This window comes from Streptomyces zaehneri, from assembly GCF_032248645.1.
In the GTDB taxonomy this organism is placed as follows: Bacteria; Actinomycetota; Actinomycetes; order Streptomycetales; family Streptomycetaceae; genus Streptomyces; species Streptomyces coriariae.
The window spans coordinates 358,874-371,337 of sequence record NZ_JASTTJ010000003.1; the positions used below are offsets into that span (position 1 = coordinate 358,874).

The window sequence follows — 12,464 nt, forward strand, 5'->3', positions numbered from 1 at the left end:
GCGGCCGGAAGGAGGAGCGTCATGATGGAAGTGAAGGCGCTCGAGAAGCCGGACGAGCGGCGCGATTTCCCCCGGGGGCACCTCGAGGCCGTCCATATGACGGGGCTCGACTTCGCCGTGGCGACCTTCGAACCGGGATGGCGCTGGTCCGAGTCGCTCGCGTCGCTGGCGGGCACCGACACCTGCCAGATCCACCACAACGGTTACGTGGTCCAGGGCCGCATGCACATCACCATGGACGAGGGCGGCGAGGGCGAAGTGGGCCCGGGTGACGTCTTCGTGTTGTCGCCCGGCCATGACGCGTGGGTCGTGGGAGACGAACAGTGCGTGGTGTACGACTTCGCCGGGGCGATGGCCAAGGACTACGCGAAGGCGCAGTAGGACGGGGCCCTGTACGGCTAGACCGGAAGCAACCGGCTTACCAGAGCGCCGAGTTGATGAGCGTTGCGGCACTCGTGCATCGCGATCGACCCGGCGTACTCGGGGGCGGCCGAGTCGCCCGTGCCCCACAGGGAGCGCGGCTCCGGGTTCAACCAGTGAGCGTGACGGGCCTGTTCGGCGATCCGCCGGACCGCCGGCAGGTTCGGGTCGCTCATGTTCGTCCGCGCGTCGCCGAGCACGAACACCGTGGTGCGCGGGCCGACCGCCGCACCGTAGCGCTCGGTGAACTCGCCCAGGGCAACGCCGTAGTCGCTGCTGCCGTGGTACCCCGTCAGGTTCGCGTCCGCCCGGATGCGGGCGCCGAGGCCCATCGGGTCGGCCGCGCCGTGTTCGAGGAGGCCGGTCACCTCGTCGATCCGGTTGACGAAGGCGAACACCCGCACCTTGCTGAACTGGTCGTGCAGCGCCTGCACCAGCAGCATCGTGAAGTCGGAGAAGCCGGACACCGACCCCGACACATCGCACAGCAGCACCAGTTCGGGACGGGCCGGCCGCCGGCGGCGCAGCACGGGCCGCATCGGCACCCCGCCCGTCGAGAGCGAGCCGCGCAGGGTCCGCCGCAGGTCGATGGTGCCCCGGGCGGCCCGGCGCCGCCGCGCGGCCATACGGGTCGCCAGCTTGCGGGCCAACGGCTGTACCGTCCGCCGCAGTTCGGCCAGCCGGTCCTTGCCCGCGTACAGGAAGTCGACCCGGTCGGCGGTCGGCGCCACCGCCCGCCGGGCGATCTCGTCCCGCCCCCGCCGCTCCGCCACCCGGCGCCGTGCCTCCCCGGCCACCAGCGCGCGGAAGGCCTCGATGCGGCTGCGGATCTCGTCCTCCAGGAGCCGGTCGGTGAACCCGACGTCGCCGCCCCGGGCCCGGACGTCGTCCCGCACGCGCGCCAACAGCGTCTGCGGACGCAGGCGTTCCAGCGTCTGGTACGACGACCAGCCGTCCGCGCCCGGTGAACTCCCGTACCCGCCCAGCCCGTCGACTGCCTCGATCGCCAGCCGGGCCAGCATCGTCTCGTCGCCGGTGGCGAGTGCGGCGGCCAGCCGGTCCCGCAGGTCGTCACGGTCGCCGGGCTCGCCCTCGGGCGCGCCGACGCCGCGCGGGAAGTACAGGTCGAAGACGGTGTCGAACACCCGCCGCTGGTCCGTCGAGTGCAGCAGTGTCGCGGCCAGCCCCTCGCGCAGCAGTCCGCGGTCCTCGAACCCCAGCGCCGCCGCCGCCTCGGCGGCGTCCACCGACTCGCCGGTGCCGACGCGCAGGCCGTGCGCGCGCAGCGCGGCGACGAAGCCGACCAGCCGGTCGGCGACCTCGGCGCTCACACGGCGTCCAGGTCGAGCTTCGCGCCGGCCTTGAGGATGTCGTCCTGGTGTTTGAGGATCACGCCCAGGCTCTCGCGTACGACGCTCTCGTCGAGGGTGGTGGCGCCGAGCGCGAGCAGGGTGCGCGCCCAGTCGATGGTCTCGGCGACGGAGGGCGCCTTGCGCAGGTCCATCGCGCGCAGCGCGCCGATCACCCGGACCACCGACTCGGCCAGCGCCGCTTCGATGCCCGGCACCTTCAGCCGGACGATCCGCCGCTCCAGCTCCTCCTCGGGGAAGTCGATGTGGAGGAACAGGCAGCGGCGGCGCAAGGCCTCCGACAGCTCACGGCTGGCGTTGGAGGTGAGCACCACGAACGGGCGGCGCGTGGCGGTGATCGTGCCGAGTTCCGGGACGGTGACCTGGAAGTCGCTGAGCACCTCCAGGAGCAGCCCCTCCACCTCGACGTCGGCCTTGTCGGTCTCGTCGATCAGCAGGACGGTCGGCTCGTCGCCGCGGATGGCGGTCAGCAGCGGCCGGGGGAGGAGGAACTCCTCGCTGAAGATGTCCGTGCGGGTCTCGTCCCAGGTCTCGTCCCGGCCCGCGCTGATGCGCAGCAGTTGCTTGGCGTGGTTCCACTCGTACAGCGCCCGGGACTCGTCGACGCCCTCGTAGCACTGGAGCCGGACCAGCCGGGCCCCCGCCACCTGGGCCACGGCCTTGGCGAGTTCCGTCTTGCCGACCCCGGCCGGGCCCTCCACGAGCAGTGGCTTGCCGAGCCGGTCGGCGAGGAAGACGGTCGTGGCGACGGCGGGGGAGGCAAGGTAGCCGCTCTCGGCGAGCCGGGCGCGGACATCGTCGACGGACGTGAACAACGGGGCCTCCGGGCGGATCGGTCGCGGTCTCGGCGAGTGTTCGATCATCTATCTAAGCGCTTGTTCACCCCCGTTGTCATCAGTGGCCGGAGGGGTTGTCAGTGGCGGGCGGTACGTTGCGATCATGGGTGTGTATCTGGTGAGCGTCACCGCGCAGGACTGGTCCGAGCCCGGCGAGGACGGCTACGGAGACGTCGCGGCCGCGCTGGACACGGAGTTGGGACGGCGCGGGCTGCCGCCGTACGAGCCGCGACAGGCCGTACGGGAGGCGCGGGGCTGGTTCGAGGAGAAGATCAGCCCGTCCATGGACGGCTTCGACGAGCTGTGCCGGGCGCGGCTGACCCCCGAGGAGCGGCACACCCTCCTCGACTGGTCGGTGCTGGTCCCGTTCGCGCTGGACGAAGGCGTCCTGCTGCCCGTCGGCTCCGCCTTCACGGACGAGACCCTGGTCGTCGGAGCGCCGCACGTCCTCGCGCTCGCCGAGCGGCTCGCCGCGGCCCTCGGCCTGCCGCTGGACCTGGTGCCGGCGACCTTCGGCAACCTCGAACTGACCTTCTGGTTCCTGGAAGGCGAGGCGGAGAAGGCCGCCGCCACCCGGCCGGGCCCCTGGGCCGACGACCTGGCCACGGCGTTCTACACGGCGCTCTACCTGCGCGCCGCCCAGTACTCGCTACGGCACGGCTGCCCGATGACCTACTGCTGAGCTCACCGGAACGCGGCCGCGTTGCGCCGTGCCCAGTCCTCGAAGGTGCGCGGCGCGCGGCCGAGCAGCCGCTCCGCATCGGGGCTGACCCGCCGCTCTGCGGGCGTCGGCTCGCCCAGGACCGCCAGGGTGGTCTCGACGACCGGCTCCGGCAGGAACGCCAGCATCTGCTCGCGCGCCTCCCGCCGGATCTGCTCGACGAACCGGACGGGCTCGCCGATCGCGGCGCCGATCGCCGCCGCCCGCTCCCTGGGCGTCGTCGCGACGGGCCCGGTCAATTCGTAGGCCCGGCCCGTGTGTCCGTCCTCCCGCAGCGCCACGGCCGCGACCGCGGCGATGTCCGCGGGGTCGACGGTGGGCAGCGCCACGTCGGCGAAGGGTGCGGCGGCCGTGCGGTGGACACGCACCGGCTCGGCCCAGGCGTAGGCGTTGGAGTGGAAGGCGCCGGGCCGCAGGAGGGTCCACGTGAGGCCCGACTCCCGCACGGCGTCCTCGACGGCGCGCATCGTGCCCCCGTGCGAGACCGAATCCGGACGCGTCACCACCCCCAGGGAGGACAGCAGCACCACGCGGGCGATCCCGCTCTTGCGCGCCGCGTCGAGCACCTCCTGCGGCTTGAGCGGATGCCCGCCGGGTCCGCCGTCATGGAGGAACAGCGCGTTCGCGCCGTCGAGCACGGGCCACAGGCTGCCCTTGTCCGTGAGGTCCGCGCGCACCGCCCGTACGCCGTCCGGGACCTCCCCGTCCGTGATGTTCCTGGACGTGGCGGTCACCCGCTCGCCCGCCGCCGCGAGGACCCGCACCAGTTCACGGCCGACGTTTCCCGTCGCCCCCGTCACCACGATCATGACTGACTCCCCGCTGGAAATGGGTGGTTGGTGTTGCGGGAACGACGCTAACAGCGCACGTATAGTAGGTACCTAGGGGAAAGTGACTTACCCAAAGGGGTGCGCATGACCGGTGGGCTGCGTGTGAGGGACGTCGCGGCCGATCCCGAACTCGCCTGTCCCATCTCCCCGGTCGTGGACATCGTGTTCAGCCGCTGGACGACACCGATCCTGTGGACGCTCCACGCCCACGGTCGGCAGCGCTTCGTCGAACTGGAGCGCCGGATCACCCGCATCACCCCCAAGGTGCTGACCCAGCGCCTGCGCCAGCTCGAACGGGACGGCCTGGTGGTGCGCACCTATCACCCCGAGGTACCGCCCCGCGTGGAGTACGAGATCAGCGCGCTCGGCCTGAGCCTGCGCCCGCTCTTCGCCCACCTCGCCGAGTGGGCCGACGAGCATCTGCCCCAGGTGGAAGAGGCCCGGGAGGACTACGACGGCCGAGCCTGACCTCAGCCGACCAGGATCACCTCCAGGGTGCGCGGGCCGTGCACCCCCTCCACCCGGTCCAGCTCGATGTCACTGGTCGCCGAAGGGCCCGAGATCCACGTCAACGGGCGTGCCGGATCGAGCCGTTCGAGAGCCTGCGGCACGGACGACACCACCTGCTCGGGGACGCGCACCACACAGATGTGGTGGTCCGGAACCAGGGTGATCCGGCGCCGACCCTGGTCGGGACCGCCGTCCAGCACGATCGTCCCGGTCTCGGCGACCGCCACCGCGCACGCCGTGACCACGCTGTCCACCCGGTCGAGTTCCTGCGCGCCGCTCTCCACCCGGTCCGCCACCCGGGCGGTGTCCGCCTCCGCCAGCCACGCCTCGTCGAGCCCGGGCGGCACGAGCACGGTCGCCGCCTTCCGCTCCGCGAGCAACCGGGCCAGCACGGACGGAAGTTCGTCCGCGCCGCACCGGTGCACGACGGCCCGGTAGTCCGCCAGGTTCGCCGCCAGCAGCTCGACCGTCTCCTCGGTGCTCCGGGCGCCGTGCTCGCGCAGATAGTCGCGGCCGACGGCTTCCTCGTACGGGGTGTCGTCCTGCGGCACATCGGCCAGCGCGCGCCGCACCCGGCCCAGAATCCGTTCCCTGCTGCTCACTTCGCCGTCCCCTCGGATGTCCCGCCGTTCGTACGCTGCCACCAGTCGCGGAACGGCTCCGCGGGCACCGCCGGCAGATCCCGCGTGGCGCTCCACGCCTTGCCGGGGCCGGGCAGCGTCCGAGGATGCAGCCGACGTGTCCGGGACGCCAGCCGCTGCCCGGCGCGCAGCGCGCCCGGCCGGCCGAACGCCCAGCGCGCCGCCCGCATCGCGGCCCGCTCGGCGCCATGGCCCTTGGCCGGCTTCAGCACCACCTTGTTGCCCTCGCGCGTGACCGGGCCGCCCTGGACGACCCGTTCCCGCAGGTGGACCAGCACCTCCGGGATGTCGATGGCCACCGGGCACACCTCGTAGCAGGCGCCGCACAGCGACGAGGCGTACGGCAGTGAGGCGTCGATCTCGCTCCCGGTGCCGCGGAGCTGGGGGCTGAGGATCGCGCCGATCGGGCCCGGGTAGACCGAGCCGTAGGCGTGCCCGCCCGCCCGCTCGTACACCGGGCACACGTTCAGACAGGCGGAGCAGCGGATGCAGCGCAGGGCCTGCCGGCCGACCTCGTCGGCGAGGGTGTCGGTGCGGCCGTTGTCCAGCAGCACCAGATGGAAGGTGCCGGGTCCGTCGCCGTCCGTCGTGCCCGTCCAGGTCGACGTGTACGGGTTCATGCGCTCGGCCGTCGAGGAACGGGGGAGCGTCTGGAGGAAGACCTCCAGGTCCCGCCAGGTCGGCACGATCTTCTCGATGCCGACGACGGAGATCAGCGTCTCGGGGAGGGTGAGGCACATCCGCCCGTTGCCCTCGGACTCGACGACCACCAGGGTGCCGGTCTCGGCGACCATGAAATTGGCGCCGGAGACGCCGACCCTGGCGCGCAGGAACTTCTCGCGCAGGTGCAGCCGGGCCGCGTCGGCGAGTTCGGCGGGGGTGTCGGTCAGGCCCTCGGGGGCGGGGCGGCCCCACTCGCTCATCTCACGGGTGAAGATGTCCCGGATCTCACCCCGGTTGCGGTGGATCGCGGGGACCAGGATGTGCGACGGCCGGTCCTTGCCCAACTGCACGATGAGCTCGGCGAGGTCGGTCTCGTAGGCGCGGATGCCCTCCGCCTCCAGCGCCTCGTTGAGCCCGATCTCCTGCGTGGCCATGGACTTGACCTTGACGACCTCCGACTCGCCGGTCTCCTTGACCAGGCCGGCCACGATCCGGTTGGCCTCGTCCGCGTCGGCGGCCCAGTGGACGACGCCGCCCGCCGCCGTCACCGACTCCTCCAACTGCACGAGGTAGCGGTCGAGATGGCGCAGCGTGTGGTCCTTGATCCGCTTGCCCGCCTCCCGCAGCTCCGCCCAGTCGGACACCTCGGCCACGGCGCTCGCCCGTTTGGCCCGGATGGTGTGCGTGGCGTGCCGCAGATTCGCGCGCAGGGTCTGGTTGCCGACCGCCTCGTGCGCGGCCTTCGGGAAGGACGGCATTCCTACGAACGTTCCGCTCATACGGCCGGCACCTCCTCCGTGCTCGCCAGGATCTCCGCGATGTGCACGGGCCGCATGCCTGTCTCCAGCCGGGTCATGGTCCCTCCGATGTGCATCAGGCAGGAGTTGTCCGCCGCGCACAGCACCTCGGCGCCCGTCGACTCGGCGTTGCGCACCTTGTCGGCGCCCATCGCCGCCGAGACGTCGGCGTTCTTCAGCGCGAAGGTCCCGCCGAAGCCGCAGCACTCGTCGGCCCCCGGCAGCTCCACCAGCTCCAGCCCCCTGACCGCCTGGAGCAGCCGCCGGGGCCGCTCCCCGAGGCCCAGTCCCCGCAGCCCGTGACACGTCGGGTGATAGGTCACCGTGTGCGGGTAGTACGCGCCGACGTCCGTCACCCCGAGCACGTCCACCAGGAACTCGGTGAGCTCGTACGTCTTCGGGACCACCGGCGCCAGGGCGGCGGCGAGGGTGTCCCCGCGCCCCTCGGCCCGGGCCCGCTCGCCCATCCGCGGATACAGCTCCCGCACCATCGCCCCGCACGACCCGGAGGGCGTCACGATCGCCTCGTACTCCCCGAAGACATCGGAGAAATGCCGGGCGAGCGGCTCGGCCTCATGGCGGTAGCCGGTGTTGTAGTGGGCCTGGCCGCAGCAGGTCTGGGCCATCGGGAAGTCGACCTCGACGCCCAGCCTGGTCAGGAGTTTCACCACGGCACGGCCGGTCTCGGGGTAGAGCGTGTCGTTGACACAGGTCAGGAACAGTGCGACACGCATCGCGGCTCCTTGCGGGTAGGTCATCGGATGAGTGCTGGGGGCACCACCCACACGCGTGCAGCGTAGTGGGGGGAAGCCCGGTGCGCGGGCCCGGGGGAGACCCCGGCTCACCGCGTGGCGAGCCGGGCCTCCGCTTCGCGCCACCGCTCGGCGTCGCCCCGCGGCTCGTAGCGCGTCAGTGTCTGCGTGCGGGCGAGCAGCCGGCGCATGTCGGCACGGTCGCCGACCAGTTGGTGCGCCCGCGCCTGGACGAGCACGTTGCCGAGGGCCGCGGCCTCCGTCGGACCGGCCACCACCGGCAGCCCGCAGGCGTCGGCGGTGAGCTGGCACAGCAGCGCGTTACGCGTGCCGCCCCCGACGATGTGCACGACGTCCACGGGATGGTCGGCGAGCCGCTGCGCCTCGTCGACGGCCCGCCGGTGGGCCAGCGCGAGCGAGTCGAGGATGCACCGCGTGATCTCCGCGGGCGTGCCGGGCACCGGCTGCCCGGACGCGCGGCACGCCTCGGCGATCCGCTCCGGCATCCGCCCGGGCGCCAGGAACGCGGCGTCCCCGGCGTCCACGACCGAGCGCAGCGCGGGCACGGCGGCAGCCTCCCGCAGCAGAGCGCCCAGGTCCGGCTCGCCCCAGGCCCGCAGGCACTCCTGGAGGAGCCACAGTCCCATGATGTTGCGCAGGTAGCGGACCGTGCCGTCCAGGCCGAGCTCGTTGGTGAAGTTGGCGGCCCGGCTCTCCTCGGTGAGCACGGGCGCCGTCAGCTCCAGGCCGGCCAGCGACCAGGTGCCGGTGCAGATGTAGGCGAACCGTTCTCCGGTCGCCGGGACCGCGGCCACGGCGGAGGCGGTGTCGTGCGAGCCGACCGTCGTCACCGGCACGGGACCGGTCAGCCCCGTCTCCTGGAGCACCTCCGCCCGCAGCAGCCCCGCCGGGTCGCCGGGCCGCCGCAGCGGCGCGAACAGTTCCAGATCGATGCCGAGCCGGGCGGCGATGTCGTACGACCAGTCGCCCGTCACGGGGTCGATCAGCTGGGTGGTGGAGGCGTTGGTGAGCTCGGTGCCCTGCTCACCCGTCAGCCAGTACGCCAGCAGGTCGGGGATGAGCAACAGGCGGCGGGCGTGGGCCAGTTGCCGGGTCCCGTGGGCCGCCGCCAGCTGGTAGAGGGTGTTGAAGGGCGCGTACTGGAGTCCGGTGGCCGCGTAGAGCTCGGCCGCCGGCACGGTCGCCCACACCTTCTCGGCGGCCCCCTCGGTACGGGCGTCCCGGTAGTGCACCGGGTTGCCGAGCAAGGCCCCGTCGGCGTCGAGCAGGCCGTAGTCCACGGCCCAGCTGTCGATGCCGACCGAGTCCACCTGGCCGGCCGCCCGCAGGCCCTGGAGAACTCCCGCGTAGAGGGACAGCACATCCCAGCGCAGCCCCTCGGGGACCCGGACCGGCCGGTTGGGGAAGCGGTGCGCCTCCGCCAGCTCCAGCGAGTCCGGGCCCACCCGGCCGACCATGACACGCCCGCTGGACGCGCCCAGGTCGACCGCCGCGTACGAGCGCACGGCCGTCACCGGAGGAACGCGGCCGCCACACCCGCGTCGACGGGGACGTGCAGTCCGGTGGTGTGGGTGAGTTCGCCGCCGGTGAGCGCGAACACCGCGTTCGCGACATGCTCCGGCAGCACCTCACGCTTGAGGATGGTCCGCTGCGCGTAGAACTCGCCGAGCTTCTCCTCGGCGATGCCGTAGGTCGCGGCCCGCTGCGCGCCCCAGCCGCCCGCGAAGATGCCCGACCCGCGCACCACGCCGTCCGGGTTGACGCCGTTGACGCGGATGCCGTGCTCGCCCAGCTCGGCGGCCAGCAGGCGCACCTGGTGGGCCTGGTCGGCCTTGGTCGCGGAGTAGGCGATGTTGTTCGGGCCGGCGAAGACGGCGTTCTTCGACGCGATGTAGACGATGTCGCCGCCCAGCTCCTGCGCGATCATCACCCGCGCCGCCTCACGCGAGACGAGGAACGACCCGCGGGCCATGATGTCGTGCTGGAGGTCCCAGTCGCGTGCCGACGTCTCCAGCAGCGGCTTGGAGATGGAGATCCCGGCGTTGTTGACGACGAGGTCGACGCCGCCGAAGGCGAGCACGGCGTCCCGGAAGGCACCGGCGATCTGCTCCTCGGAGGTCACGTCGACGGTCACGGCGACCGCCCTGTCGGGCCCGCCGAGCTCCTCGGCGACCTGCGCGGCGTTCTCGCCGTCGAGGTCGGCGATCACGACACACGCGCCCTCGGCCGCCAGCCGGTGCGCGATGGCCTTGCCGATCCCGCTGCCGGCTCCCGTGACCAGGGCCACCCGGGTGGCCAGCGGCTTCGGCGCGGGCATCCGCTGCAGCTTGGCCTCCTCCAGGGCCCAGTACTCGATGCGGAACTTCTCCGACTCCTCGATCGGCGCGTAGGAGGACACCGCCTCCGCGCCACGCATCACGTTGATCGCGTTGACGTAGAACTCGCCGGCCACGCGCGCGGTCTGCTTGTCCTTGCCGAAGGAGAACATGCCGACGCCCGGGACCAGCACGATCGCCGGGTCGGCGCCGCGCATGGCGGGCGAGTCGGCGTCGGCGTGCCGCCGGTAGTAGGCCGCGTACTCCTCGCGGTACTCGGCGTGCAGCTCCTTCAGCCGCGCGATCGCGTCCTCCACCGTGACGGTGGGCGGCAGGTCCAGGACCAGCGGCCGCACCTTGGTCCGCAGGAAGTGGTCGGGGCAGGAGGTGCCGAGCGCGGCGAGTCGCGGGTGCTCGGCCCGGGCCACGAAGTCGAGGACGGCGTCGGAGTCGGTGAAGTGCCCGACCTGGGGACGGTCCTGGGAGGCGATGGCCCGCACGTAGGGCGCGAGCGCGGCGGCCCGCGCCCGCCGCTCGTCCTCGGGCAGCGCCGCGAAGCCGTCGAGGACCGGCCCGAACGGATCGGCCTTCCCCTTGTCCGCGAGGAAGGCCTCGGCGGTCCGGATGATGTGCAGCGAGTTGCGCTCGCACTCCTCGGAGGTGTCGCCCCAGGCGGTGATCCCGTGGCCGCCGAGGACCACGCCGATCGCCTGCGGGTTCGCCGCCTTGATGGCGGCGATGTCGAGCCCCAGCTGGAAGCCTGGCCGCCGCCAGGGCACCCACGCGACGGTGTCGCCGAAGCACTCGGCCGTCAGCTTCTCCCCGTCGGCGGCACAGGCCAGCGCGATCCCGGAGTCGGGGTGAAGGTGATCGACGTGTGCGGCGTCGACGAGACCGTGCATGGCGGTGTCGATCGAGGGCGCCGCCCCGCCCTTGCCGTGCAGGCAGTAGTCGAACGCGGCGACCATCTCGTCCTCGTGCTCGACGCCCGGATAGACGTCGGCGAGCCCCCGCAGCCGGTCCAGCCGCAGCACGGCGAGCCCCGCTTCGGTGAGCGTCCCGAGGTCGCCACCCGACCCCTTCACCCACATCAGCTCGACGTCCCCGCCGGTCACGGGGTCGGTGTCGGTGCCCTTGGCGGAGGTGTTGCCGCCGGCGTAGTTGGTGTTACGGGGATCGGCGCCGAGCCGATGGGACCGACCGAGGAGGGCGGCGGCTTCGGGGTGCGATGCCATGACTGTCATTTCCTAACTTCCTGGACACGGGTGAGCAAGGCGCCCCCAGGGGGCGCGGGGAACTGCGCGACCAGCCACATCAGGCCCGCAGTCCGCGAACTGTCGCAACTCGGCGGACGCCTATGCCCCCCACCCCGCCTGCTCCCCACCGACCCGCGAGGCAACGATCTTCTCGGCGTACCCGGACGCCCGGTACGCGGCCATGGGATCGGGGTCCAGCCCCGTCTCCTCCCGCACCTCACGCAGCAGCGGACGCACGTCCGTGTTGTACGCGTCCATCACCACCGCGTTCGCCTCCAGCACATCACCGGACGCCTGCGCGGCGGCCAGCGCCGACCGGTCGACCAGCAGCGCCTTCGCCGTGGCCTCCTGCACGTTCATCACGGACCGGATGATCGCCGGGATCTTCGCCTCGATGTTGTGGCACTGGTCGAGCATGAACGCCACATCGGACGTGAACCCGCCCCCGCGCACGACCTCGTACATGATCCGGAACAGCTGGAACGGGTCGGCGGCACCCACCATGAGGTCGTCGTCCGCGTAGAACCGCGAGTTGAAGTCGAACCCGCCGAGCTTCCCCTCGCGCAGCAGCGTGGCGACGATGAACTCGATGTTGGTGCCGGGCGCGTGGTGCCCGGTGTCCACCACGACCTGCGCCTTCGGCCCGAGCTTCAGGCAGTGCGCGTACGCCGTGCCCCAGTCCGGCACGTCCGTGGAGTAGAAGGCGGGCTCGAAGAACTTGTACTCCAGCAGCATCCGCTGCCCGTCCCCGAGCCGCTCGTACACCGCGCAGAGGCCCTCGGCGAGCCGGTCCTGCCGGGCCCGGAGGTCGTCCTGACCGGGATAGTTCGTGCCGTCGGCGAACCACAGCTTCAGATCGGCGGAGCCCGTCGCGTCCATGATGTCGACGCACTCGAGCAGATGATCGAGAGCCTTGCGCCGCACCGCCGCGTCCGGGTGGCAGATGCTGCCCAGTTTGTAGGCGTCGTCCTGGAAGGTGTTGGAGTTGATCGCGCCCAGCTTCACCCCGCGGTCCTCGGCATGTTTCGCAAGTGCGGAGTAGTCCTCCACCTTGTCCCACGGGATGTGCAGGGCCACGGTCGGGGCGGCGCCGGTGAAGCGATGCACCTGCGCCGCGTCGTCCAGCTTCTCCTGCGGGGTGCGCGGGACGCCCTCCTGGGCGAACACCTTGAAACGGGTGCCTGAGTTCCCGTACGCCCACGACGGCGTCTCGACGGCCTGGGTCTTCAGCGCGGCCTTCACCGCGGCGAGGTCGGTCACTTCGGGCTCCTGTGACATCGGTCCGGAACAACTCCCGGATGAAACGATTCAGAACGGGAAGCTATGAGCCCG

At 72.1% G+C, this 12,464-nt stretch carries 12 protein-coding genes; 3 read left to right on the forward strand and 9 right to left on the reverse strand.

The features are described 5' to 3' along the window. Positions 1-21 precede the first annotated feature (21 nt). Positions 22-381 (forward strand): cupin domain-containing protein, encoded by a 360-nt coding sequence (locus tag QQM72_RS07310; RefSeq protein ID WP_314219956.1) that lies wholly within the window; start codon positions 22-24, stop codon positions 379-381. Between the two features lie 17 nt (positions 382-398). Here the strand turns inward: QQM72_RS07310 and QQM72_RS07315 are convergent, their stop codons facing one another. Both QQM72_RS07315 and QQM72_RS07320 read right to left on the reverse strand, forming a co-directional pair. Continuing rightward, positions 399-1,751 carry a vWA domain-containing protein gene (locus tag QQM72_RS07315; protein WP_314219957.1) on the reverse strand — a complete coding sequence of 451 codons (1,353 nt, stop codon included), beginning with the start codon at positions 1,749-1,751 and terminating at the stop codon, positions 399-401. Then, positions 1,748-2,605 carry an AAA family ATPase gene (locus QQM72_RS07320; RefSeq protein ID WP_314219958.1) on the reverse strand — a complete coding sequence of 286 codons (858 nt, stop codon included), beginning with the start codon at positions 2,603-2,605 and terminating at the stop codon, positions 1,748-1,750. Before QQM72_RS07320 ends, QQM72_RS07315 begins: the two co-directional genes overlap by 4 nt. Positions 2,606-2,729: 124 nt before the next feature. On the opposite strand from QQM72_RS07320, the gene QQM72_RS07325 reads away from it, so the two are divergent. Continuing rightward, positions 2,730-3,308 (forward strand): hypothetical protein, encoded by a 579-nt coding sequence (locus tag QQM72_RS07325; RefSeq protein WP_314219959.1) that lies wholly within the window; start codon positions 2,730-2,732, stop codon positions 3,306-3,308. Positions 3,309-3,310: 2 nt separating this feature from the next. Here QQM72_RS07325 and QQM72_RS07330 read toward each other — a convergent pair whose 3' ends face one another. Then, positions 3,311-4,156 carry an SDR family oxidoreductase gene (locus tag QQM72_RS07330; protein ID WP_314219960.1) on the reverse strand — a complete coding sequence of 282 codons (846 nt, stop codon included), beginning with the start codon at positions 4,154-4,156 and terminating at the stop codon, positions 3,311-3,313. Between the two features lie 105 nt (positions 4,157-4,261). On the opposite strand from QQM72_RS07330, the gene QQM72_RS07335 reads away from it, so the two are divergent. Beyond that, positions 4,262-4,645 (forward strand): winged helix-turn-helix transcriptional regulator, encoded by a 384-nt coding sequence (locus tag QQM72_RS07335; protein ID WP_314219961.1) that lies wholly within the window; start codon positions 4,262-4,264, stop codon positions 4,643-4,645. A 2-nt stretch (positions 4,646-4,647) separates the two neighbouring features. Here the strand turns inward: QQM72_RS07335 and QQM72_RS07340 are convergent, their stop codons facing one another. The 6 genes from QQM72_RS07340 to rhaI all read right to left on the reverse strand — a co-directional run bounded on the left by QQM72_RS07340 (position 4,648) and on the right by rhaI (position 12,392). Continuing rightward, positions 4,648-5,289 carry a LutC/YkgG family protein gene (locus QQM72_RS07340; RefSeq protein WP_314219962.1) on the reverse strand — a complete coding sequence of 214 codons (642 nt, stop codon included), beginning with the start codon at positions 5,287-5,289 and terminating at the stop codon, positions 4,648-4,650. After that, complete coding sequence (locus QQM72_RS07345; protein WP_314219963.1) at positions 5,286-6,770, reverse strand: lactate utilization protein B; 1,485 nt, start codon at positions 6,768-6,770, stop codon at positions 5,286-5,288. The genes QQM72_RS07340 and QQM72_RS07345 overlap by 4 nt, the downstream gene beginning before the upstream one ends. Then, entirely contained in the window at positions 6,767-7,522 is a 756-nt protein-coding gene (locus tag QQM72_RS07350) for a (Fe-S)-binding protein (RefSeq protein WP_314219964.1), read from the reverse strand. The genes QQM72_RS07345 and QQM72_RS07350 overlap by 4 nt, the downstream gene beginning before the upstream one ends. Before the next feature lie 107 nt (positions 7,523-7,629). Beyond that, positions 7,630-9,066, reverse strand: coding sequence for a rhamnulokinase (locus QQM72_RS07355; RefSeq protein WP_314219965.1), 1,437 nt, complete (start codon positions 9,064-9,066; stop codon positions 7,630-7,632). Between the two features lie 5 nt (positions 9,067-9,071). Next, on the reverse strand, positions 9,072-11,111 hold the full coding sequence (locus tag QQM72_RS07360) for a bifunctional aldolase/short-chain dehydrogenase (protein ID WP_314219966.1): 2,040 nt from the start codon (positions 11,109-11,111) through the stop codon (positions 9,072-9,074). Positions 11,112-11,231: 120 nt separating this feature from the next. Further along, positions 11,232-12,392, reverse strand: a complete 1,161-nt coding sequence (gene rhaI / locus QQM72_RS07365; protein WP_314219967.1) for an L-rhamnose isomerase — start codon at positions 12,390-12,392, stop codon at positions 11,232-11,234. Between the last annotated feature and the right edge of the window lie 72 nt (positions 12,393-12,464).